Genomic DNA, 25091 nt, shown 5'->3' on the forward strand with positions numbered 1-25091 from the left:
GGGCGCTGTAACGCAGAACGAGGTTCCGCCGTGAAGCTGTCGCGCGTTGTCGTGGGGTCTGTTGTGCTCGCCGTTATTCCGCTGACGACATTGGCGCCTGGGGCAGGCGACGGAGCGTCCGCAGTCGTCGCTTCCGAGACCGTGCTCGACGAGCCGGTCGAAATCGAGGGTGCCACCACCGAGACGGAAACCGTCACGGCGAACCCTGACGGCACCTACACCACGACAATCTCGGCGGAGCCCGAGCGAGTGCGTGACGGGGACGGTTGGCGCGATATCGACACCAGCTTAGCGCCCGACCGTGACGTCATCGTCCCTGAGGCAGCGCCAGGCGACGTCGAGCTCTCGGCTGGCGGGACTGAGTCTCCGCTCTTCAGCATCGACATCGAAGGAGTCCGAAGCTCGGTGTGGTGGCCCGACCCCTTGCCCGAGCCGGTGCTGACAGACGACACAGCGACGTACGAGGGAGTCTTCGATGGCGTCGACCTGCGCGTGTCCGTGAGCGCGGTCGGAATCTCACACGTCCTCGTCGTCCACGATGCTGAGGCGGCTGCCAACCCTGCGCTGCGCGAGCTGAGCTTCCCGATCGAGGTGAAGAACGGCGAACTGGAGGCCGATGATGCGGGCAGGCTCACCCTCGTCGACGAGTACGGCACTGAGGTCGGCGTGTCGAGCGGCGCGAAGATGTGGGATTCCTCCGGGAGCATCGTGGCCCCCACCGGCGGGGCGCAGGCCATGGCACTGTCCGGGGTCGACGTAGACACCGAGGCGAGCGGTCCGTCCGACGGCGACGCGCTGACGACGGTGGAGACCGTCCTCGAGGACGACGCCTTGACACTTCTGCCCCCCCGAGGAAGCACTCGCTGGCGCCGAGGTGACGTACCCGCTCTACATCGATCCCCCACTGACTGCGGAACGCAACGGTCGGGCGATGGTCTTCAAACAGCATCCCAACGCTAGCTTCTTCAATTGGACGGACTCGAACGGCGAAGGGGTCGGATTTCAGAACGCCAATGGGGTCTCAACCAAGCGTCTCTTCTGGAATTTCAACACGCCGAACATCGGTTCCGACGTTGTCATGAGTGCGTCCTTTGACGCGAAACTCCTTCACTCGTGGTCCTGTACGCCGAGAGAGGTCCGCGTCTACCGTACGACCAAGGTCACCTCAAAGACGACTTGGAACAACCAGCCAGATTTCGAAAGCGAATACTTTCAGGACTCCCGAAATGTCGCCGGTGGGCGTCCGGGGTGTGCCGCCGAGGAGAGGATCGGTTTCGACGTTACTAAGGCACTCAAGGCGGTCGCACAAAGCGGTAAGCCAACCGTGACTTTCGGAATGAAGGTTCCATCGGCCCTTGAAGACGGAAGCGATGCCTCGGGCTGGAAACGGTTCGGCGCTGGTGCTCGGCTGACGGTCGTCACCAGGACCAGGCCGAACACGCCGTCGAGCCTGAAGATGGCGGAGCCAAGCGGCAAATGCGGCGACCTTTTTGGACCGGACGCCCCGAAGCTGCAGGCAAAGCTTTCTGACCCGGAGGCATCGAAGATGTTGCGGGCGGAATTTAAGCTCTCCGGCACGACCGCTACCGGAAAGTCCGTTGCGTGGAGCTACACAAGCGCTCCGGTGAAGTCCGGCGCTCAAGTTGTCACGTCGGATTCCGGAGTAGGGGTCAATGCGCAAGGGGATCCGGTTTCCGGCTCCTATTCTTGGCGCGTGCGTGCGTACGACTCCGCAGGCGTCTCTAGTGCATGGACTACAGCGTGTCGCTTCACGATAGATGCCGTTCGGCCGCGGGTGCCAAAAATAATCATGCCTGACATCGAATGGACGTATGAGGGCCCGGGAAGCACCCTCCCGGGAGGCACGGTCCAGTTCGCGCCGCACGCGTCCGATCACGACGTAATCGCGTACAGATGGTCGGTGGATTCCGATGTCCCGTCGAACCTAGTCATCGCACTCACGCAGCCCCATACCGGCACGGCAACTGTTAAGCCGTCTCGGATCGGTCTCAACAAAATCGCCGCTCTAGCTATCGACCGCGCGGCCAACCCGAGCGAGGTAACCAGCGCAACCTTCGAGGCTCACGGTCTGGTCGACAAGCTGCGGTACTCATTCAACGACGTCGGTCACCTGGGGTCGTACAACCTCGTGACCGCGCCCGACCAACCGCCGAGGTCGAACGGGGGAGTCGCGCATGCGCAAGAGCTCCGCGCGAGCCTCGGCGGAACGTACGAGGAGTACGCGCCCGACCCGATGCCCCCTGGCTGGATACCTGAGTGGCGCGAGGAGTACGGGCTCGCCCCCGCTGGCGTCCTCTTCGCGCTCGACCTCTCCGGTCCGAAGTTCGACACGAAGAACAGCTACATGGTCTCCGCCTTCGTGAAGCCGAAGGACTTCTCCGGCACGTCGACGCTGATCGGCCAGCAGGGCGTCGACAAGAACGGGACGAAGCGGTCCGTGTTCGAGCTCGCGGTCGAGGCAAGCTGCCCTCGTACGACCGTCGCGGCGGATGGAGCCGAGACCGACGTCGTCGGGGCAGGCTGCTTTTCGTTCCGGGTCTGGGACGACGCCGTGGGCGAGTACGCGACCGCGTACTCGGACATTCCCGCCACCGACGATGACTGGTTCCACGTCGTCGGCGCCTACCAGGCCGGGAGCCAGGACGTCTTCCTGTGGCTCGGGAAGGGGAGAGGCGTCGCCTGCAAGAACGGCGTCACGACGGAGCTGATGTGCCGGTCGCCGTGGTCCGCGCGCGTGACCGCTCCGATCGCCAGCACGGATGGCCTCTCCATCGGGAGGAGCCGGGAAGGCGCGGCCCCGGCCGACCGGCCGACGGTGGCTCTGATCGACAACGTGGTGGTCTCGCAAGGAGTTCCGGACCGCGCCTCGCTGGTGAGGTATGACTCCGAAGAGTTCGGCCTCCTGCAGATGCTCGAGTCTGAGCCGTACTGACCCACGAACCTGCCCTGTTCGGTCGAGCCCTTTACCAGACGTCGAGGTGTCGGATGTCGAGTCGCTTTTACGTGTCGTCGGTCGTGGCGGTCGTGGGCGTCGTGCTCACCGGAGGACTGCTTGCTCCGGCGCAGGCCCGCCCGTCGTCGCCGGGTGAGGCGGGGCCGCAGCCTGCCGAGGTCGCATCCGTCAAGGTGAGGAAGCCTGAGGCGCGCCGCGTAGCGACTAAGGCCGAGCGCGCGATCGCCAAGCTGCGCGACGCGTCGGCCGGCCCGGTGGGATCGGCCGACGTGCCCGGCGCGACGAAGGCGGCCTCGATCGGTCTTGGGCGGTCGTGGACCCGTGACGTGAGGTCGGGCGTCGCCGTGCGGCGTGCGTCGAGGGGCGCTTCTGAGCCGGAGTCAAGCGTGCGCGTTGCACGGCTCGGGCACGGCCGATTGGGCGGAGGTAGGGCACACGGCGTGTTCTTCAGCGCTCGTGCCGACTCGCCCGACGGCGGGGACGTCGAGCTCCGGGTCGACTACGGGGCTTTCGCGAACGCGTACGGCGGCGACTGGGCGGGGCGCCTGCATCTGGTGCTGCTCAGGGAGTGTGCGACGCAGGAGTCCGAGGTTCGCTGCGACGAGGCGACAGCGGTACCGTCCGAGAACGACGTGTCGGCCCGCACCGTCACCGGTACGGTGCCGGAATCGTCTCTCGTCGCATCCGAGGGAGCGACATTCGCGCTCATGGCGGCCGCCTCCGGAGAGGGCGGCGACTTCACTGCGACTCCGTTGTCGTCGACCGCGTCCTGGTCGGTCGGCGGCAACACGGGTGGCTTCAACTGGTCATACCCGCTGACCACCCCACCGGGAATCGGCGGACCGACGCCTGACCTCCAGCTCATCTACTCGTCGGCCTCGGTCGACGGGAGGACCTCGTCGGTCAACAACCAGCCGTCATGGGTCGGCGAGGGCTTCGAACTCGAGCCCGGCTATGTCGAAAGGTCGTACGCGACGTGCGCCGACGACATGACGGACTCGAACGCCACGGTGAAGACGGGTGACCTCTGCTGGCGCGACGACAACCTGACGCTGGTGATGGGTGGGCGGGCGGGGCGCCTCCTCAAGACTGCCACCGCGAACGTCTGGCGCCTGGAGTCGGACGACGGGAGTCGGATCGAGCGCAAGACGGGCGCGCCGACCGGGGCACGCGATGGGGAGTACTGGGTTCTCACGACCTCAGACGGCACGCGTTACTCGTTCGGCCGCGGGAAGCGCTTCGCGGACGATACGGCTCGTACGGCCTCGGTGTCGACCGTCCCCGTCTTCGGCAACCAGAGTGGGGAGCCCTGCCACGCGGCGGCCTTCAAGGACTCGCATTGCACACAGGCCTGGCGCTGGGGCCTCGACCACGTTGTTGATACGAACGACAACTCAATGACCTACTTCTACACGCAGGAGAAGAACCGGTACGGCCTCAATCTCAATGCCAAGAGCGTCGAGTACGACCGCGCTGCGGTGCTGCGCAAGATCGAGTACGGGCAGCGCGCAGGCGCCGAGGATTCGCCGGCGCCGGCCCGGGTGGAGTTCGACAGCGTCAGGCGGTGCGACCCTGCCAGTACCGTGGAGTGCCTCGCCTCGCCGACAGACGCGACTGCTTCAGCGTGGCCCGACGTTCCCAGCGACCAGATTTGCCGGAGCGAGAGTTCCTGCACCGACCGTCTGTCGCCCACATTCTTCTCGCTGTTGCGCCTCGGCAAGATCACGACGTCGGTCGTCAAGAATGGTGGGTACTCGCCGGTCGATGAGTGGACATTCGCCGTCGGCTTCCCAAGGACCGGGGATCACACGCGCCGCGCGCTGTCGCTTACGAGCGTCGCCCGGAAGGGGCTGGTTGGCGGGACACTCGCTGACGCAAGCGTGACGTTCGGCGGGCAGCCGCTCCCCAGTCGAGTCGATGCGCCGGACGACAACGCGAGTCCGTATTACAAGTGGCGGGTCAACGCGATCGACAATGGTGTCGGCGGGGAGACCTTCGTCTCGTATTCCAACCCGGCCTGCACGCCGGATTCGACACCCGCTCCGGACGCGTTGCGGACGAACGCCAAGCGGTGCTTCCCGTCGTACTTCACCCCTCCCGGTGGCGTCGAGCCGCAGCTCCACTTCTTCCACAAGTACGTCGTGGACAGCGTGACCGAGGCCGACAAGACAGGGAACGCCGAAGCGAAGTCGACCAGCTACGTCTACTCGGGCACTCCTGCATGGGCGCTGAACGACGTGCCGGCAATCCCGAAGAAGTACCGCACGTACAACGACTGGCGCGGCTACGCCAAGGTCTCGGTCAGGGTGGGGAGTGCCGAGGGGCCAAAGACCAACACCGACTACCTCTACCTGCGGGGCCTCGACGGTGAGGACGTCGGCGATTCGGACACGGACACGATCACGGATCGTGAGCACTTCGAGGGTTTCGTCCGCAAGGAGAAGGTGACTCTCGGTCCGGGCGGCGCCACGGTGTCTCTCAAGATCCTGACGCCATGGCGAAGTTCTGATCACGCGGCGGCAGATCCGACGGGAGAGGCCCGGATCGTGCGAACGGGGGCCGAAGAACTGCGAACCCCGCTCGCCGCTGGCGGGGAACGGGTCTCACGCGTCGTGACCGACTATAACGAGGACGGTTTCGCTACCCAGGTGAACGACGCCGGTGAGCTCGTCCTCAGCGACAACACCTGCACCCGCACGACCTACGTGGCCAACAGGAGCGACTGGATCCTGGGGACGGTCGCCCGTGAGGTCAAGACCGCCGGTGGGTGCGGGGCGGAGCTGACGCGTCAGGACCAGATCATCTCCGACGTGCGCATCTCCTACGACGGAGGTCCGTACGGCACCGCACCGACCAGGGGGAACCCGACACGGAGCGAGAGCATCGAGGGCGGGACCCCTGCCGCCCCGGTCTACCGCACCGATGCCACCACCACGTATGACGCCGTCGGTCGCGTCACCTCGGTGACGAACGCCGAGGACGAATCCACCAGGACATCTTACGCGCGGGCCGCGAACGGGGCGACGACGATCACCACCACGTCGCCGATGACGTACGCGGGTGCCGCCTTCGTGACGACCTCGACGGTCAACGCTGAGCGAGGCTCGGTCATCAATACGGTGAACGAGCGTGACCAGCGCACCGACACCGAGTACGACCCACTGGGCCGGCTCCTGAAGGTGTGGCGCCCGGGGCGCAGCAAGGCTGCTGGTGACGGGCCGACGGCCGAGTACGCGTACGCGATGAGCAGGACGAGCCTGAACGTCGTCACGACGAAGCGGCTCAACCCGGCTGGTGCCTACATCGCGAGCTATGAGTTCTTCGACGGGCTCATGCGGCCTCGGTCGACCCAGACCCGCGCGGCGGGAGTGAACGGCGGTCGCTTGGTGACCGAGACACGCTACGACTCGGTCGGTCGCGTCGCCGATCTGCGGGGGCCGTTCTACAACGCCGAAGCGCCTTCGCCCACCTTCGTGGAGGCCCCTGACTACCAGACACCTCTCTACACCCGTTACGCCTACGACGCTGCTGGTCGAGTGGTCGCCGACATGACGAAGTCGATGGGTGCGGAGAAATGGCGCACCACGTTCACGTACGGAGGCGACCGCGTGAACGCGGTGCCACCAGCAGGCGCAGCCCCCACAACGACCGTTACCGACGTTCGCGGAAACACCACGGAGCTCTTCCAGTACAAGGGCACGGTCGCGTCCGGTGACGCCGACATCACCACGTACTCCTACACCTACGCAGGTGAGCTCTCCGAAGTCGTCGCGCCGGGTGGTGCACGGTGGACCTACGACTACGACGTACGAGGCAACACGAGCGAGGTCGACGATCCCGACCGCGGGAGGACCGTCTTTACCTACGACAGCCTCGACCGCCAAGTGACGTCCACGGACGCCGAGGGCCGCACGCTCTGGACCGGCTACGACAAGCTGGGGCGCAAGACCGCACTCCACGATGATGGGCCGAGCGGTACGAAGCGCGCGTCGTGGCAGTACGACTCGCTCAAGCGGGGACTGCCGACCTCCTCGACGCGCTACGTGAAGGTCGGGACGAGCGGCGATGGCGCGCCGACGTACGAGGAGTACAAGAACTCGGTCGTCGCCTATGACGACGCCGGTCGGGTCCTCGAGACGTCGGTCGACGTGCCAGCATCGCTCGGACGGCTGCACAAGGCAGCCGGTCACCGGACCAAGTACAGCTACAACCCGGACGACTCCGTCTCGACCGTCGACCTCCCGCTCGCTCCGTTGCTGGTCGGTGAACGGCTCACGTACACCTACGACGCCGTGGGCAACGTGACGTCCTACAACGGTGTGGGGAGCTTCATCGCAGACACCGTGTACTCGCCCTTCGGCGAGGTGCTGCTTCGGGACATGGGCCCGACGATCGGCAAGGCCATGTACGTCGCGAACGAGTACGAGGAAGGCACGCGCCGCCTGGTCTCGCGTGACATCTCGCGTCAAGGCACCGCGACGACGGTGGACGCTGGGCTGGAGTATGGGTACGACGCAGCGGGAAACGTGACGCATATTCGTGACGACGGTCTTAATTCCTCTGATCTCCAGTGCTTCAAGTACGACCATCAGCGGCGTCTTCGTGAGGCGTGGACGATGTTGAACGCATCCGGCGCGTGCGCGCCGCTTGGGGATTCAAATCCCTTTCTGGGTGCATACATGGGGATCAATTCCCCCTACTGGGACTCGTACGAGTACGACGCGTCCGGGAACAGGACAGGCCTCACGGAACGGCGGAAAAACGCTCCGACTAGCGTGGCTGTTCAGCGCACGGCCCACCGGTATGACATCGTGCCGGGAACGCACGCTCTTGCTTCTCGCCAGGTTGCGGGCTCGGATGCAGCCTCACCTGTGCCACCCACCGTTCCCGCGCTCGGAACGGAGACCTTCGCCTACGATGCCACCGGCAACACGACGTCGCGAACCTGGGACGACGGGCGCGAGCAGACGATCGAGTGGGACGCCGAGGGCAAGCAGACCGCCGTCACTGATGTCCCGTCCGGTGATGCGACCTCCTACGTATATGACGCAGACGGCAACCGCCTTTTGAAGCGTGACGAGGCGAGCGGTGTCACCACGCTCTACGTCGGCATGACCGAGATCAGCACGGATGCGGCTGGCAATCCGACCGCCGTGCGGAACTACACCTTGAACGGCGAGCTGATCGCTGTCCGTTCCCCGGGCAGACTCACCCTGCTCGCGAACGATGCGCAAGGCACGGGAGTCGTCCAGATGGATGCGGTGTCCGGGGCGATCGTCAAGCGGCGCGCAATGCCGTTCGGCGCACCGAGGAACAGCGTGGACGGATGGACCGGTGACCGGCATTTCCTCGGGAAGCAGACGGACGAATCCACGGGGACGATCCACCTCGGCGCACGAGAGTACGACCCGTCGATGGGGCGCTTCCTGAGTGTCGACCCGATCATGGATCTGAACGATCCGCAGCAGATGAACGCCTACGGCTACGCGAACAACAACCCAGTGTCGTTCGCCGACCCGACCGGTCTCTTCCCCACAGGAAAGGACGACCGCCCCACCTACGGCCTGCCCGAAGAAGTGGGCGACGGGACGACAGAGGACGGTCGGAACCGTTCCGAAGGCTCGACGAACACCGGCAACAACCCGTCGACGGACACGAACACTGGTTCTCCAGGGCAGTCTTCCGGCTCGACGTCGTCGGGCGGGCTGCCACCGGCGTCGGGAGTCGTTGACGTCGATCCCGGGCCCAGCTGGTGGTCCAAGGCGGGCGCCGTCGTGGCTGATACCTTCGCGCCTTCGCTGCGGGTCTGTATCGACGCCGGCTTCCGGGGTGGTGAGTGCTACGGCGCTGTCGGCATGGACGTTTTGAACGTTGCTATCACGACGACCGCAGTTGGTGCTGCGGTGCGCATCACGGTTGCCGGGACACGCGTCTACCAAGCGAAGCGCGCCGCCGATGCCGTTAAGCGCACAAGGAAGGCCCCTAGTAGTGCAGGTAAGCCGCGTCACGTCAGGGACGAGCGTGGCTCTGCTGGACTCCCAGCTTCCCGTGGCTATCGGCCCGCTGGCGGCGCTGCTGACTATGACCTAGACGAGCTGGCCCAACTGACTCATCAACATGCGGGAATTGATGACCTGACCAGGCCGAGCTTCGACGAAATCCGTCGCGTGCTCTCCCGCGGGAAACCGACCCCCCTGACAGGGCAAAACGCGGTACAACTCGACCATCGCGGCGTTAGAGTTATTGTGAATGAGGACATGCCATGGCGAAGCACCGCGTACTACCCGGGGCGATAACATGACCAATTCGCTCGATGGTGTCAGAGTGGAGCTCGCGCCGGGACGGACAGTCACCATCCTTGAGTTGGTCGATGGGTGGCGCAGCCATGTCGCAAGACTCGCGGCTGAAGCGCGTAGACCGAGCCCCAATCCGTGGGGGGGACATGATTACATTGCAGCGTTGTCGCTTCGCAGCATGATCGAGTCCGCGGTTCAAGCCATGAACCGAGAACAAGCGGACGCGCTGCGGTCCTTAATAGGATCGGTTGATTCGAAATTCATGCTGTTCACAGAGAGCGACCACGATGGGCTCGTGCGATCGTTCTCAGATCAACACGACGAGTCCGCATGGTGGTGGGACCGAATTCCTGCGCGCGGTCCAGCGAGGGACGATTTCATGTCGTGGAAGCATCCGCGCGGCACCTCGCAACCCTAGGCAGGCCTCGCACGCGCTCCTCGCCCTAGGTGATCCCGGCCATCAGGTTGGATGCCGTCGGCTGATTGGTGGTCGTCCTCCGTAAGCGCTGTGGTGGCGCTGAGTGTCGTGGTGCTCGACCTGTTTTCCGCGGGGCGCTGTACGACGCGGTAGGGGAGCGCCACCCCGTCCTCGTCTCGACCCACCTCACGTGGTCGGCGCTGATGCTGCGCTACCTCCCGCCGCTGTTCCGTGAGCGGCGTGACGCGCAGGTTTCGGAGTCGGACCGTCCTGTGACGATCTGAGGTCGGCGAGGTCGACCGCTCGCCGTCGGCGCGATTTCACGGGAGACTCAGGCATCCGCGCCGGTCTGTCGCCTGCGTCACACCGGCTCCGCCCCTCCGGAGAGGATCCCCTGTGAGAGCCTTCCGCACAGTCGGTGTGGCGGCGAGCGTCTCGCTCGTCGCGACCGCGCTGCTGACGGCCCCCGCCGTCGCCGACCCGACACCTGTCTCCCCGTACACCGAACGCTCCGCACGCGAGTCGTCCGCACCCGGCTCGCTCACCGCGAAGGCCGCGCGCAAGGCCGCGAAGGGCGAGGTCGCCGGTGACCCGCTGTGGATGCCGACGTCGTACCCGTACCAACCGACGCTCAAGGTCTTCCCCGAGGCCGAGTCGGACGCCGCGGACAGCGGTGACATGGTCCGGTACGACGACATCGCGCCGACGCTCAACGCCCTGATGGCGCAGTCGGACCGCGTCTCGGCGCAGGTGGTCGGCGAGTCGACGCAAGGGCGCGACCTCTACCTCGTGACCGTCACGGCGCCTGAGAGCAAGCGCGAGACCGCGCAGCAGACCGACTGGCGCGAGACGATCAAGCAGGACCCGAAGGCGGCGGCGAAGGACAAGCGGCTCGCCCGCTACTACAAGACGCCGATCTGGATCAGTGCCAACATCCACGGCAACGAGTGGGAGGGGACCGACGCCGCGCTGCAGTACATCGAGCAGTTGGCGACCGCGCCCGCGAGCGAGGTCGGTGACCTGCTCGACGAGCACCGGATCTACTTCTCGCTCACGCTCAACCCCGACGGCCGCACGATCGGACAGCGGCCGACCGCGGTCAACCTCGACGCGAACCGCGACATGATCACCAACACGACGCCCGAGTCGCGGTCGTTCATCAGGACGGCCGACGCGGTGCAGGCGCTGTACGCCGCGGACTTCCACGGCTACACGAGCGTCCTCCAGATCGAGCCCTGCGGCCCGCCGCACGGCGACGACTACGAGTACGACCTCTTCATCCCGCACGGGTACGCGCTGGCGCTGCAGGTCGAGAAGGACGTGGTCGAGGCGCAGATCCCCGGCAACACGTACTACGACGTGACCACCGGCCGGGTCGTCCCCGAGGTCACCGGTCCGAACGACGCGCACATCAAGATCCCGTACCGCGACACCCCCTCGGGCTGGGACGACTTCCCGCCGGTCTTCACCGCCCAGTACGCGGCGTACTCCGGCGCGGTCACCTCGACCGTCGAGCTGCCGAAGTCGCGTCCGAGCGGCAGCACCAGCACGCAGACGCCTGCCAACGCCGTCATCAACACGGCGGTGGCGCTGCAGACGATGCAGAGCCTGGTCGACTACGTCGAGGCCAACGACGCGGCGATGCTCGCCGACCAGATCGAGTTCTTCCGCCGGGCGTCGGTCGGCGCCCCGCGCGTGCCGCTGACGAGCGAGAACATCGCCGACGTTCCTGGCCCGCAGGAGTGGAAGGACGAGTGGGACGCCGCCGACGACCAGAACCCGGTCGCGTACCCGCGGGCGTTCGTCGTCCCCGTCGGCGACGAGCAGCGCTCGGTGTCCGATGCACGCACCCTCGTGAAGGCGCTCCAGCTGCACGGCATCGAGGTGGGACGCCTGGACCGCTCCGAGCGTCTCGGAGGCACGACGTTCCCGAAGGGCTCGTACGTCGTCGACATGCACCAGCCCAAGCGCAACCTCGCGCACGCGCTCCTCGCCCCGGGGACCGACATCTCGGCGAAGTTCCCGAGCATGTACGACATCAGCGCGTGGAGCTGGGGCTACCTGTGGGGCGCTGACGTCGTCCCGGTCGGCGCGACCGGCGAGGGCCGGCTCCCGAAGCTCCGCCCCGCGAAGGGCGACGCCGACGGTGACGTGCCGGCGAAGGGTGCCTACCTGACCTTCGACCTGGCGGGCGTCAACGACTACCGCGCGCTCAACGCCCTGCTCGAGGACGGGGTGCCGGTCTCCCAGCTGGAGGACGGGTCCGCCGTCGTCGGCGCCGACCGCGACTCGTACGAGGCGGTGGAGGAGGCTGCCGAGGAGTTCGACGTCGACTTCGCGAAGGCCACGGCGGCCGAGCTCGGCGAGCTCGGCGCCGGGACGGCGAAGGGACTCGAGGACCTCACCGTCGGCTACACCGGCAACCAGGACGACCTGCTGTCCCTGACCCAGCTCGGCTTCGACGACCTGGTCCCGCTGACGGCTGCGACGCTGACCGCGGACCCGTCGCTGCTCGACGACGTGGACGTGGTGTGGCTCGGCTCGGCGCTGACGTTCAACGCGTCGCAGGCGGCGGGCAGCGCCGCGCTGCAGGCGTACGTCGACGCGGGCGGCAGCCTCGTAGGCCGGGGTGCGGGCGCGTTCAACACGGCGCGCACGGCCGGGCTCCTGAGCGGCACGGCGGTCGCAGGCAACAGCTCCGGCAACGGGATCGTCGCCGTCGACACCGCACCGGGCGGCGTCCTCGCGCCGTACGCGCAGGACTACGCGTTCATCTACCCGGCGACGTGGTTCACCGGCCTCGGTGCGGAGGTCACGGTCGAGCAGACCTTCGACGCGACGCGGCCGCTGGTCGCGGGCCACTGGCGCCGCGGCGGCACCGGCGGGACGACGCCGAACGGTCCGCAGGACGCGGCGGGTCAGGCCGCGGTGGTCTCGGCCGAGGCGGCGTCGGGGGCGAAGGCGTTCGTCTTCGGCACGTCGGTGTTCTTCCGCACCCACCCGAAGGGCGGCCAGAGCCAGGCGGCACGCAGCCTGTTCTGGGCCGCGCCCGAGGGCGAGGGAGTGACGGCACCGGCCGAGACGACCACGACGCTCGAGATCGACGCGGCGCACCCGGGCCGCACCGACGCCACGGTCTCGGTCACCGCCGACCCCGCGGCGGGCGTGCCGTCCGGCACGGTCGAGGTGCTCGAGGGCCGCAGGGTCGTCGGGACCTCGCGCCTCGGTGGCGACGGCACGGCGACGCTCGTCCTGCGTGGTCTGAAGCCGGGCACCCACGTGCTCACGGCCGCGTACGAGCCGAGCGGGGCGGCGTTCGTCGCCTCGACCTCGGCGCCGGTGACCGTACGGGTGCCGCGAGGCTGAAGCGAGAGGGCGGGTCGCCGAACCCTGTGGGGTCCGGCGACCCGCCCTAGACTCATCGACCGATGATCTCCGATATCGCGACGGTGCTCGGGGCGGTCGTCAGCCTCGTGCTGCTGGGACTCGCCACGGGCTTCAGCCCGTCCTTGATCGCGCTGCAGGTCACGGTGCTGGGCAGCGGCGGCCGGGCGGGCCGGCGCGGTCGCCTCGTCGCCGCCGGGGTGGCGACGGGGGCGCTCGTCCTGACGGGCCTCTTCCAGGTCTTCAACCCCGGCACGTGGGAGCGGCTGCTGCGCGGGAAGGTGGAGACCTTCGTCCTCCAGCAGTACTTCGACGAGGTCGCCGGCGTGCTGTTCGTCGTCGCCGGGATCTGGTTGCTGCGACGCCGGCGCGACGAGGACATCCGCCGCGAGCCCCGCCGGCCCGCGAGGGGGCGCGGCCGCGGGCGCGAGCTGTTCGGCTTCGCGGTGGCCACGACGGTGATCAGCGTGAGCGGCGCCGCATCGACGTACCTCGTGGTGCGGCTCGCTCGGGAGGGCGATCGTGCGCTGGCGTTCCAGCTGCTCGTGTACCTCGGGTTCGCTGCGGCGGCCGCGGCGCCGTACCTGTTGATGGTGTGGGCCCAGGAGCGCCTTCCGCGGCTGGCCACCGCCACCGACCGGATGGTCGCGTGGGTGCGTTCGCGCAGCTGGCGGACGGTGAGCGGCTGGGCGCTGATCGTCGTCGGCGTCGCGCTGGTCGTCTCCGCCGTCACCCGTGCCCTCCGCGGAGGCTGAGGCCGTCACGCCCGGCCGGTATGTCCAGCGGATCGGTAGGGATACGCTGACGCCCATGCCCAGCCAGGTGATCGCCGCTTCCGGCCCCCGCACCACGCTCCGCAAGCGTGTCCACACCCGCCTCGGCCGACGTCGTACGTCGCCGGCGGCGCTGGCGGCGATCGCGGAGGAGTACCAGCCCGCGGCGGAGATCCTCGAGCAGAACGGCGCGCTGCCCCTCACGTGGTGGGTGCGCGCCCCCAACTTCGGTGACCTGCTCTCGCCGTGGCTGATCGGCAAGATGACCGGCCGTACGGTCGTCTTCGCGGACAAGAAGCAGCCGCACTACATCGCGGTCGGGTCGATCCTCAAGCGGGTCAGCCCGCAGTCGGTGGTCTGGGGATCGGGGTCGTTCGGCAACGAGAACCGCGACCAGCTGGTGCCCGAGGCGACCTACACCGCCGTACGGGGGCCGCTGTCGCGGGCACGTCTGCTCGACGTCGAGGCCGAGGTCCCCGAGGTGTACGGAGACCCGGCGCTGCTGACCCCGATGTACTTCCGGCCGAAGGTCAAGAAGACCCATGACATCGGCATCGTCGCCCGGTGGTCGGAGAAGCGCTGGGCGGAGGCGAACCTCGGCCCGGGGGTGAAGCTGATCGACCTCGGCACCGACGACGTCGAGGGCGTCCTGCGCGAGATGCTGAGCTGCCGCCAGATCGTGACGGCGTCGCTGCACGGGCTGATCATCGCCGACGCGTACGGGATCCCGAACGCGTGGGTGCTGTCGCGTACGGCGGCCGGCGGCGAGTTCAAGTACCTCGACTACTTCGCCAGCGTCGACAAGTTCCGTCTGCCGCAGGGCATCGCGATCAAGGGCCGTGACGTCACCGTCTCGTACCTGCGCAGCCGCCTCGACTTCGACGCCCGCCCGATCACGTTCGACTTCCGCAAGCTGCTCGACGCCTGCCCGTTCATGGAGCGCCGCCCCGCCTGAACGGGTTAGTTTTCCCAGGTCGTGACAGAGGGGTGTTGTCGCGGCCCTTGTCTGCGGCAGGATTCCGGTCACGATCACCGCCCGTAGGGGAGTTCCGTGACGACGAGCAGCCTTGCCGACGAGGTGCGCGAGCACGTGCGCGCGCAGGGTGTCGACCCGCTGCGCGACGTCACGGCGGTGCGTCGGATCGCGGAGCGGGTGGCGGCCGCGCACGACCAGCGGAGCCTGACCGGCGTCGTCGCGGCGCTCACCGACCCGGAGGCGACGGTCGGTGAGCTGGTGGCCGCCGTGTCGGGTCTGGGCCCGCTCCAGCCGTACCTCGACGCGCCCGACGTCGAGGAGATCTGGATCAACGATCCGTCACGGGTGTTCGTCGCGCGTGCCGGTCGTACGGAGCTGACACCGGTGATCCTCGACACGGTGGAGGTACGCGAGCTGGTCGAGCGGATGCTGGCGACCAGCGGGCGGCGCCTGGACGTGAGCCAGCCGTTCGTCGACGCGACGCTGCCCGGCGGCCACCGCCTGCACGTGGTGCTGGACGGCATCTCCCGGGGCTTCATGGCGGTGAACATCCGCAAGTTCGTCCAGCGCTTCCGCGGGCTCGCCGACCTGGTCGCGGCGGGCACGCTGAGCGAGCACGCCGCAGCCTTCCTCCGGGCGAGCGTCGTCTCCGGGCACAACGTCGTCGTCTCCGGCGGCACCCAGTGCGGCAAGACGACGCTCCTCAACGCCCTCGCCGCCGAGGTGCCGGGCACGGAGCGGATCGTGTCGGCCGAGGAGGTCTTCGAGCTCCGGTTCGCCCATCCCGACTGGGTGGCGCTGCAGACGCGCCAGGCCGGTCTCGAGGGCACCGGCGAGATCCGGCTGCGCACGCTCGTCAAGGAGGCGCTGCGGATGCGCCCGTCGCGGCTGATCATCGGCGAGGTCCGCGCGGAGGAGAGCTTCGACCTGCTGCTCGCCCTCAACGCCGGACTGCCCGGCATGGTCACGCTCCACGCCTCGTCGGCGCGCCAGGCGCTCGTCAAGCTCTGCACCCTGCCGCTCCTGGCCGGCGAGAACATCTCCGCCCGCTTCGTCGTGCCGACCGTCGCGTCCTGCGTCGACCACGTCGTCCACCTGGGCATCGACGCCCAGGGCCGTCGTACGGTCCGCGAGATCGCCGCGGTCAGCGGGCGCGTCGAGCAGGACGTCATCGAGACCGAGTCGTTGTTCGTCTTCCGCGACGGTCGCCTCGCACGCGCCGCAGGCACCCCGGCCCGTACCGAGCGCTTCGAGCAGGCCGGCATCGACGTCAACGCCCTGCTGCGCGGGGAGGGCTGATGGGATACGTCCTCGGGCTCGGCATCGGCGTCGGCCTCCTGCTCGTCTGGTCCGGGCTGTCGGCGTCGCAGGCGACCGCATCCCAGGACGCGCACCCGGATCCCCGCCCGCGTCGCCTCGCCGAGCTGCTCGCGAGGGCAGGCGCCGACGGCATGTCCGCGTCGGGGCTCGTCGGCGTGTGCACCGCCTGCGGGGTGCTCGGCACGGTGGTCGCGCTGCTCGTCACCGCGACGCCCACCGTCGCGCTCGTCGCCGGCCTGGCCGCCGCGTACGTGCCGGTGGGCGTGCTCCGGACCCGTGCCGCGCGTGTCGTCGCGGAGCGGGCGGCGGCGTGGCCCGAAGCCGTCGACCACCTGGCCTCCGCCGTACGCGCGGGGCTGTCGTTGCCCGAGGCCGTCGCGGGTCTCGGTACGCGCGGGCCGGAGCCGTTGCGGACACCTTTCGCCGCCTTCGCCCGCGACTACCAGGCGAGCGGACGGTTCTCGGAGTCGCTCGACGCGCTCAAGGCCAGGCTCGCCGATCCGGTCGGTGACCGGGTGGTCGAGGCGTTGAGAGTGGCGCGCGAGGTCGGCGGCGGTGATCTCGGGCGCATGCTGCGCACGCTCTCGGCGTTCTTGCGCGACGACCTCCGTACGCGAGGCGAGCTCGTCTCTCGCCAGGCATGGACGGTCAACGGTGCACGGCTGGCGGTCTCGGCGCCCTGGATCGTGCTCGCCCTCATGGCGACGCGGCGTGACGCGATCGCGCAGTTCGGTACGGGGACGGGGCTGGTGCTGCTGCTCAGCGGCGTCGCGGTCTGTGTCGTCGCCTACCGGCTGATGCTGCGGATCGGGCGTCTGCCCCAGGAGCCGAGGGTCCTACGGTGACCCCGGTGGTCGCGGGCGGGCTCCTGGCGGCAGGAGTGGCGTACGGCGTGCTCGAGCTGGTCCGCGTCGCGCGGCTGCGTCGTCGCCCCACCCTCGCCAGCAGGGTCGGGCCCTACGTCCGCGACGTGGTCCCGCCGTCGGCGTACGACCGGACCGCCGCACCGTGGGAGTCCGGCTGGATCGTCTTCGGCCCGACCGCCCGCCGTGCCGCCGACCTCGTCGAGCGCGCTCTCGGAGGGAGCGCATCGGTCCGTCGCCGGCTGGTCCGCAGCGGTTCGGTGATATCGCTCGAGGAGTTCCGCGTGAGCCAGGTGGTGTGGGGCGCTGGGTCGTTCGGCGCGGTCGCCGCCGCACTGCTGCTCTGGAGCGCCCTGTCCACCGTCCGACCGCTCGCGGGCCTCGTGCTGTGCTGCGCGGCTGCCGTGGCCGGCGTCCTCGCCCGCGACGTCGCCCTCACCCGGGCTGTGGCACGACGCGAGGGGCAGATGGTGCGGGAGTTCCCCACCCTCGCCGACCTCCTGGCTCTCGCCGTGGCCGCCGGCGAGGGTCCGGTCTCCGCCCTCGAGCGCGTCGGGCGGGTGAGCAACGGTGCGATGGCCACCGAGCTGCGCGCGGTCGTGGCCGACGTACGGATCGGGCGGCCGCTATCCGAGGCGCTCGACGCCTTGGCCGCACGTTCTGGAGTCACGGCTGTGGCGCGCTTCGCCGAGACGTTGGCCGTGGCGGTGGAACGCGGCACGCCGCTGACGGAGGTGCTGCACGCCCAGGCCGCCGACGTCCGCGAGGCGAGCCGCCGCGAGCTCGTCGAGTCCGGCGCCCGCCGCGAGGTGCTGATGCTCGTGCCTGTCGTCTTCCTGGTCCTGCCTGTGACGGTCCTGTTCGCGTTCTACCCCGGTCTGGTGAGCCTCTCGCTCAGCACACCCTGACAACCCGAGGAGAGTCATGCTCGAACGCCCCTTCCGGCGCCTGCTCCCGAGGCGGGTGCCCTCTCCGGCTGCCGCCCTGGACCGCCGAGACGAACGCGGCGACGTCCCCGGCTGGGTGCTGATCGTCGTCATGTCGGCCGGACTCGTGGCCGGACTGACGGCGGTCGCCGGGCCGCAGCTGCAGGCGATGCTCGAGTCGGCGCTGAGCTCCGTCGGGGGATGAGCAGCCGGGCGCGCCGGGGCGAGGACGGCTCCGCGGTCGCGGAGTTCTGCCTCGTCATGGTCGTGCTGGTGCCGCTCGTGCTCGGCGTGATGCAGGTCGGGTTCGTCCTCCACGTCCGCAACACCCTCACCGCGGCCGCAAGCGACGGCGCGCGGGTCGCCTCGCGCTCCGGAGCGACGCCGGAGGACGGCGCACGGCGTACCCGTGAGCAGATCACGCGCGCCCTCTCCAGCCGGTACGCCCGGGACGTCACGACACGGCGCACGTCGTCGGCGGGCCAGCCGGTCGTCCTCGTCCGTGCCCGCGCCGAGGTCCCGGCGCTCGGCGTCATCGGGCCGGCGGTCACGGTCACCGGTACGGGACGAGCCGTCGCGGAGCCGGGATGAGGCGCGACGAGGAGGGCAGCGCCGTCGTGGAGATGACGTGGCTCGGGCTGCTGCTCCTGATCCCTCTCGCGTACGTGATGCTGTCCGTCTTCGAGGTCCAGCGCGCCGCGTACGGGGCGAGCGCCGCGGGCCGGGCCGCCGGGAGGGCGTACGTCCAGAGCCCGGACGTCGTCTCGGCGCAGGAGCGGGGGAGGACCGCCGCCGCGCTCGTGCTCGAGGACCACGGCATCGCGCCCGGCGACCATACGGTGCGCGTGAGCTGCGCGGAAGGGCCCTGCCTGAGTCCCGGCTCGACGGTGACCGTGGTCGTCGAGGTCACCGCTGCCCTGCCGTTCGTCCCGGACTTCCTGGGCGGCGCACGGCCGGCGGTACGGGTGAGCAGCACGCACACCGAGCCGTACGGACGCTTCCGCGAGGACCGGTCGTGAGCGGGCGCGTCGGTGACGAGCGCGGTCAGGTCTCGGTGATGGTCATCGGGTTCTTCCTGGTGCTGCTGATGGTCACCGCGCTCGTGGTGAACGCGTCGGCTGCGTACCTCGGGCAGCGCCGCATCGCCGACCTGGCCGACGGTGCGGCCCTTGCGGCAGCCGAGGGCGTCGAGCGTTCTGCCCTGTACGGGGCGACGGGGGACCGGGCGCCGCTCGACCCGGACGTTGCGCGCCCTGCGGTGGCGGACTACCTCCGTACGACGGAAGCCGAACGCACGGTCCGCGCGCTGCGGTGGGACGTCCGCGGGAGGGGCGATGCGGTGACCGTGCGGCTCGAGGGACGCGTACGGCTGCCGCTGACGCCTCCCGGATGGGCGCGAGGCGCGTCGATCGCGGCAGAGGCGACGGTGGAGCTCCGGATCGACTGAACGGGCCCCGTGCAAGAGGCGCCACGCATCGTCGCAGGTCAGAGGCCGGTTTCGCGTTAAGGGGTACCCCCCGTTTGACCCTCCAAAACCGACCCTGTAATGTTCTTCTTGTTGCCGGGGACGGCGGCGGGCAAGGCCGAGAGGCCGGGCACGCGGCCCTGGCGATAACCACCTCAAGCAAGAGCCTAGCCGGTTCCGCATGTGCGGGGCAGGGGACGGTCACTACGAGGTGCGCCCACGGAGCCCGGTTTGGGAGTCCGAGGAGCGCCTGGTAGGTTTGGGGGTCGCGCCTTGATCTGATGCCTTGTGGGGTTGAGGGTTTTGTGTGTCTGATGTTTGAGAACTCAACAGTGTGCTAAAAGTCGACGAGATAATCAGTAGACCCTTTTTGGGTCTGATTCCGTGACAAATTATTTGTCAGCAAATAGTTAGTCCGGGTCAAAGTGAAGTTGTGGCCCAGCTTTGGTTGGGTTTTCGACGGAGAGTTTGATCCTGGCTCAGGACGAACGCTGGCGGCGTGCTTAACACATGCAAGTCGAGCGGTAAGGCCCTTCGGGGTACACGAGCGGCGAACGGGTGAGTAACACGTGAGTAATCTGCCCTTCACTCTGGGATAACCGCTGGAAACGGTGGCTAATACCGGATATGACCTCCTTCCGCATGGTGGGTGGTGGAAAGTTTTTCGGTGGAGGATGAGCTCGCGGCCTATCAGCTTGTTGGTGGGGTGATGGCCTACCAAGGCGACGACGGGTAGCCGGCCTGAGAGGGTGACCGGCCACACTGGGACTGAGACACGGCCCAGACTCCTACGGGAGGCAGCAGTGGGGAATATTGGACAATGGGCGAAAGCCTGATCCAGCAACGCCGCGTGAGGGATGACGGCCTTCGGGTTGTAAACCTCTTTCAGTAGGGACGAAGCGAAAGTGACGGTACCTACAGAAGAAGGACCGGCCAACTACGTGCCAGCAGCCGCGGTAATACGTAGGGTCCGAGCGTTGTCCGGAATTATTGGGCGTAAAGGGCTCGTAGGCGGTTTGTCGCGTCGGGAGTGAAAACTTGGGGCTTAACCCCATTCGTGCTTCCGATACGGGCAGACTAGAGGCAGGCAGGGGAGAACGGAATTCCTGGTGTAGCGGTGGAATGCGCAGATATCAGGAGGAACACCGGTGGCGAAGGCGGTTCTCTGGGCCTGTTCTGACGCTGAGGAGCGAAAGCATGGGGAGCGAACAGGATTAGATACCCTGGTAGTCCATGCCGTAAACGTTGGGCGCTAGGTGTGGGATCCATTCCACGGGTTCCGTGCCGCAGCTAACGCATTAAGCGCCCCGCCTGGGGAGTACGGCCGCAAGGCTAAAACTCAAAGGAATTGACGGGGGCCCGCACAAGCGGCGGAGCATGCTGATTAATTCGATGCAACGCGAAGAACCTTACCTGGGTTTGACATACACCAGAAGCCTGCAGAGATGTGGGTCTCTTTGGACACTGGTGTACAGGTGGTGCATGGCTGTCGTCAGCTCGTGTCGTGAGATGTTGGGTTAAGTCCCGCAACGAGCGCAACCCTTGTCCTATGTTGCCAGCACGTAATGGTGGGGACTCATAGGAGACTGCCGGGGTCAACTCGGAGGAAGGTGGGGATGACGTCAAGTCATCATGCCCCTTATGTCCAGGGCTTCAAGCATGCTACAATGGCCGGTACAAAGGGCTGCGAAGCCGTAAGGTGGAGCGAATCCCAAAAAGCCGGTCTCAGTTCGGATTGGGGTCTGCAACTCGACCCCATGAAGTCGGAGTCGCTAGTAATCGCAGATCAGCAACGCTGCGGTGAATACGTTCCCGGGCCTTGTACACACCGCCCGTCACGTCATGAAAGTCGGCAACACCCGAAGCCGGTGGCCTAACCCCTTGTGGGAGGGAGCTGTCGAAGGTGGGGCTGGCGATTGGGACGAAGTCGTAACAAGGTAGCCGTACCGGAAGGTGCGGCTGGATCACCTCCTTTCTAAGGAGCATTGCTCATCTCCTGCATCCTGGTGGTGTGGGGGGTGTGTTCCCGGCTTGATCACGCGAGTGTCGTGGTGGTCGGGTGCTCAGATGGTGGAACGTCGATTATTCAGCCGGTTGGTGCCGGCCTGTGGTGAGTACGGCTCGCGCTCCTTTGGGGTGTGGGTGTGGAAAGCGGCGGGTGTGGTGGTGAGCGGTTGGGCACACTGTTGGGTCCTGAGGCATCAGGCGCCCCTGGTGGGTCTGTCGTCCTGTGTGGGCGGTGGGTCTGGTGGGGGTGCGGTTGTCTTGGTTCCGGCCATGTCGGCCAGGGAGTGTTCTCTGGTGCGGGTGTGGTGGCGGGTTGTGGTTTGAGAACTTCACAGTGGACGCGAGTGTCTTTGTAGTGTGTGTATTTTGCAAGCTACTAAGGGCACATGGTGGATGCCTTGGCATCGAGAGCCGATGAAGGACGTAGGAGTCTGCGATAAGCCCTGGGGAGCTGACAACCGAGCTGTGATCCGGGGGTGTCCGAATGGGGAAACCCGGCCAGAGTTATGTCTGGTCACCGGCGCCTGAACACATAGGGCGTGCGGAGGGAACGTGGGGAAGTGAAACATCTCAGTACCCACAGGAAGAGAAAACAACAGTGATTCCGTGAGTAGTGGCGAGCGAAAGCGGATGAGGCTAAACCGTGCGGATGTGAGAGACGGCAGTTGTTGTCCGTGCGGGGTCGTGGGAGCACATGGCTGGTTCTGCCGAGCCGGCGAGAAGTGATAAAGCTCAGGTGAAGTCGAAGGGCCTGGAATGGTCCGGCGTAGAGGGTGAGACCCCTGTAGGCGTAAGTCTGAGTCTTCTTTTGTGTTTTCCCGAGTAGCGCGTGACTCCTGGAATTGCGCGTGAATTTGGCGGGACCACCCGTTAAGCCTAAATACTCCTCGATGACCGATAGCGGACCAGTACCGTGAGGGAAAGGTGAAAAGTACCCCGGGAGGGGAGTGAAATAGTACCTGAAACCATGTGCCTACAATCCGTCGGAGCCTTCCTTGTGGGGGTGACGGCGTGCCTTTTGAAGAATGAGCCTGCGAGTTAGTGGTACGTGGCGAGGTTAACCCGTTGGGGGGTAGCCGTAGCGAAAGCGAGTCCGAATAGGGCGTTGAGTCGCGTGCTCTAGACCCGAAGCGGAGTGATCTATCCATGGGCAGGTTGAAGCGCGGGTAAGACCGCGTGGAGGACCGAACCCACTTAGGTTAAAAACTGAGGGGATGACCTGTGGATAGGGGTGAAAGGCCAATCAAACTCCGTGATAGCTGGTTCTCCCCGAAATGCATTTAGGTGCAGCGTCGTTTGTTTCTTGCCGGAGGTAGAGCACTGGATGGTCTAGGGGGCCTACAAGCTTACCGAAATCAGCCAAACTCCGAATGCCGGCAAGTGAGAGAGCGGCAGTGAGACTGCGGGGGATAAGCTCCGTAGTCGAGAGGGAAACAGCCCAGACCATCAGCTAAGGCCCCTAAGCGATTGCTAAGTGGAAAAGGATGTGGAGTCGCATAGACAACCAGGAGGTTGGCTTAGAAGCAGCCACCCTTGAAAGAGTGCGTAATAGCTCACTGGTCAAGTGATTCTGCGCCGACAATTTAGCGGGGCTCAAGCAATCCGCCGAAGCTATGGCATTCATACTTTGCTCGGCCCCTTGTGGGTCCAGGCGTGTGGATGGGTAGGGGAGCGTCGTGTGGCGTGTGAAGCGGCGGGGTGACCCAGCCGTGGATGCCACACGAGTGAGAATGCAGGCATGAGTAGCGAATGAAGAGTGAGAAACTCTTCCGCCGAATGACCAAGGGTTCCAGGGTCAAGCTAATCTGCCCTGGGTAAGTCGGGACCTAAGGCGAGGCCGACAGGCGTAGTCGATGGACAACGGGTTGATATTCCCGTACCGGCGTTGGTGCGCCCATGCTGAATCAGTGATGCTAAGCACCCGGCCTGCGCGTGACTGCCCTTCGGGGTGGCGTGTCGTGGGTTCGCGTGTGACCCGAGCTGGTAGTAGGCAAGTGATGGGGTGACGCAGGAAGGTAGCTCATCGCGGCGATGGTTGTCCGCGTGTAAGGATGTAGGGCGACAGATAGGTAAATCCGTCTGTCATGTGCCTGAGATCTGATGCCGAGCCGTTTTGGTGAAGTGAGTGATCCTATGCTGTCGAGAAAAGCCTCTAGCGAGTACCAGAGCCGCCCGTACCCCAAACCGACACAGGTGGTCAGGTAGAGAATACCAAGGCGATCGAGTGAATCGTGGTTAAGGAACTCGGCAAAATGCCCCCGTAACTTCGGGAGAAGGGGGGCCTGATTCGTGAACACCCTTGCGGTGGGAAGCGATGAGGGCCGCAGAGACCAGGCCCAAGCGACTGTTTACTAAAAACACAGGTCCGTGCGAAGAAGTAATTCGATGTATACGGACTGACTCCTGCCCGGTGCTGGAAGGTTAAGGGGACGTGTTAGCCGTAAGGCGAAGCACCGAACTTAAGCCCCAGTAAACGGCGGTGGTAACTATAACCATCCTAAGGTAGCGAAATTCCTTGTCGGGTAAGTTCCGACCTGCACGAATGGAGTAACGACTTGGGCGCTGTCTCAACCACGAGCTCGGCGAAATTGCACTACGAGTAAAGATGCTCGTTACGCGCGGCAGGACGGAAAGACCCCGGGACCTTCACTACAGCTTGGTATTGGTGTTTGGTTCGACTTGTGTAGGATAGGTGGGAGACTGTGAAGCGGCCACGCCAGTGGTTGTGGAGTCATTGTTGAAATACCACTCTGGTCGTACTAGATATCTAACTTAGGTCCGTGATCCGGATCAGGGACAGTGCCTGGTGGGTAGTTTAACTGGGGCGGTTGCCTCCTAAAATGTAACGGAGGCGCCCAAAGGTTCCCTCAGCCTGGTTGGCAATCAGGTGTTGAGTGTAAGTGCACAAGGGAGCTTGACTGTGACACCGACGGGTGGAGCAGGGACGAAAGTCGGGACTAGTGACCCGGCGCTGGCATGTGGAAGCGGCGTCGCTCAACGGATAAAAGGTACCCCGGGGATAACAGGCTGATCTTCCCCAAGAGTCCATATCGACGGGATGGTTTGGCACCTCGATGTCGGCTCGTCGCATCCTGGGGCTGGAGCAGGTCCCAAGGGTTGGGCTGTTCGCCCATTAAAGCGGCACGCGAGCTGGGTTTAGAACGTCGTGAGACAGTTCGGTCCCTATCCGCCGCGCGCGTAGGAAACTTGAGAAAGGCTGTCCCTAGTACGAGAGGACCGGGATGGACGAACCTCTGGTGTGTCAGTTGTTCTGCCAAGAGCACTGCTGATTAGCTACGTTCGGGAGTGATAACCGCTGAAAGCATCTAAGCGGGAAGCACGTTTCAAGATGAGGTTTCCCACCCCTTGTGGGTTAAGGCCCCCAGCAGACCACTGGGTTGATAGGCCGGAAGTGGAAGCGCAGCAATGCGTGCAGCTGACCGGTACTAATAGGCCGAGGGCTTGTCTACACACATCTACAAAGACATTATGCGTCCACTGTGAGGTTCTGGGACCACAACCCAGACACAACAACAGAACAGCGTTGTTGGTTGGGTAACCCCAAAGGGTTACGGCGGCCATGGCGAAGGGGAAACACCCGGCAACATTCCGAACCCGGAAGTTAAGCCCTTCAGCGCCGATGGTACTGCACGGGAGACTGTGTGGGAGAGTAGGACGCCGCCGGACAA

13 protein-coding genes and 3 rRNA genes are annotated in these 25091 nt (G+C 66.2%); all 16 read left to right on the forward strand.

Features of this window, described 5'->3' with window-relative positions; all coding sequences use genetic code 11:
- Positions 1-30: 30 nt before the first annotated feature.
- Positions 31-960 (forward strand): hypothetical protein, encoded by a 930-nt coding sequence (locus NYZ95_RS09230; RefSeq protein ID WP_262850883.1) that lies wholly within the window; start codon positions 31-33, stop codon positions 958-960.
- A complete protein-coding gene (locus NYZ95_RS09235) occupies positions 932-2953 on the forward strand; it encodes a hypothetical protein (protein ID WP_262850885.1) in 2022 nt (673 codons plus the stop codon). The genes NYZ95_RS09230 and NYZ95_RS09235 overlap by 29 nt, the downstream gene beginning before the upstream one ends.
- A gap of 92 nt (positions 2954-3045) precedes the next feature.
- Positions 3046-9270 (forward strand): RHS repeat domain-containing protein, encoded by a 6225-nt coding sequence (locus NYZ95_RS20395; RefSeq protein ID WP_262850887.1) that lies wholly within the window; start codon positions 3046-3048, stop codon positions 9268-9270.
- A gap of 814 nt (positions 9271-10084) precedes the next feature.
- A complete protein-coding gene (locus tag NYZ95_RS09245; protein ID WP_262850889.1) occupies positions 10085-13054 on the forward strand; it encodes a M14 family metallopeptidase in 2970 nt (989 codons plus the stop codon).
- A 62-nt stretch (positions 13055-13116) separates the two neighbouring features.
- The gene (locus NYZ95_RS09250; RefSeq protein ID WP_262850891.1) at positions 13117-13827 is read left to right on the forward strand and encodes a hypothetical protein; all 711 of its coding nucleotides are present in this window, start codon (positions 13117-13119) and stop codon (positions 13825-13827) included.
- Between the two features lie 55 nt (positions 13828-13882).
- Entirely contained in the window at positions 13883-14800 is a 918-nt protein-coding gene (locus NYZ95_RS09255) for a polysaccharide pyruvyl transferase family protein (protein WP_262850893.1), read from the forward strand.
- A 96-nt stretch (positions 14801-14896) separates the two neighbouring features.
- Positions 14897-16120, forward strand: coding sequence for a TadA family conjugal transfer-associated ATPase (locus NYZ95_RS09260; protein ID WP_262850895.1), 1224 nt, complete (start codon positions 14897-14899; stop codon positions 16118-16120).
- Positions 16120-16986 (forward strand): type II secretion system F family protein, encoded by an 867-nt coding sequence (locus NYZ95_RS09265; RefSeq protein WP_262850897.1) that lies wholly within the window; start codon positions 16120-16122, stop codon positions 16984-16986. The genes NYZ95_RS09260 and NYZ95_RS09265 overlap by 1 nt, the downstream gene beginning before the upstream one ends.
- Complete coding sequence (locus tag NYZ95_RS09270; protein WP_262850899.1) at positions 16983-17912, forward strand: type II secretion system F family protein; 930 nt, start codon at positions 16983-16985, stop codon at positions 17910-17912. The genes NYZ95_RS09265 and NYZ95_RS09270 overlap by 4 nt, the downstream gene beginning before the upstream one ends.
- A 16-nt stretch (positions 17913-17928) precedes the next feature.
- Entirely contained in the window at positions 17929-18135 is a 207-nt protein-coding gene (locus NYZ95_RS09275) for a hypothetical protein (RefSeq protein WP_262850901.1), read from the forward strand.
- Complete coding sequence (locus NYZ95_RS09280; protein ID WP_262850903.1) at positions 18132-18521, forward strand: TadE/TadG family type IV pilus assembly protein; 390 nt, start codon at positions 18132-18134, stop codon at positions 18519-18521. Before NYZ95_RS09275 ends, NYZ95_RS09280 begins: the two co-directional genes overlap by 4 nt.
- Entirely contained in the window at positions 18518-18949 is a 432-nt protein-coding gene (locus NYZ95_RS09285) for a hypothetical protein (RefSeq protein WP_262850905.1), read from the forward strand. The genes NYZ95_RS09280 and NYZ95_RS09285 overlap by 4 nt, the downstream gene beginning before the upstream one ends.
- Positions 18946-19377 (forward strand): pilus assembly protein TadG-related protein, encoded by a 432-nt coding sequence (locus NYZ95_RS09290; protein ID WP_262850921.1) that lies wholly within the window; start codon positions 18946-18948, stop codon positions 19375-19377. Before NYZ95_RS09285 ends, NYZ95_RS09290 begins: the two co-directional genes overlap by 4 nt.
- Before the next feature lie 474 nt (positions 19378-19851).
- Positions 19852-21370 (forward strand): 16S ribosomal RNA (locus tag NYZ95_RS09295).
- Positions 21371-21768: 398 nt separating this feature from the next.
- Positions 21769-24872 (forward strand): 23S ribosomal RNA (locus NYZ95_RS09300).
- Between the two features lie 100 nt (positions 24873-24972).
- Positions 24973-25089: ribosomal RNA gene (gene rrf / locus NYZ95_RS09305) — 5S ribosomal RNA — on the forward strand.
- Together the 16S, 23S and 5S rRNA genes form the textbook arrangement of a ribosomal RNA operon.
- Positions 25090-25091: the final 2 nt, after the last annotated feature.

The sequence above is a fragment of the Mumia quercus genome (assembly GCF_025506335.1).
Classification (GTDB): Bacteria; Actinomycetota; Actinomycetes; order Propionibacteriales; family Nocardioidaceae; genus Mumia; species Mumia quercus.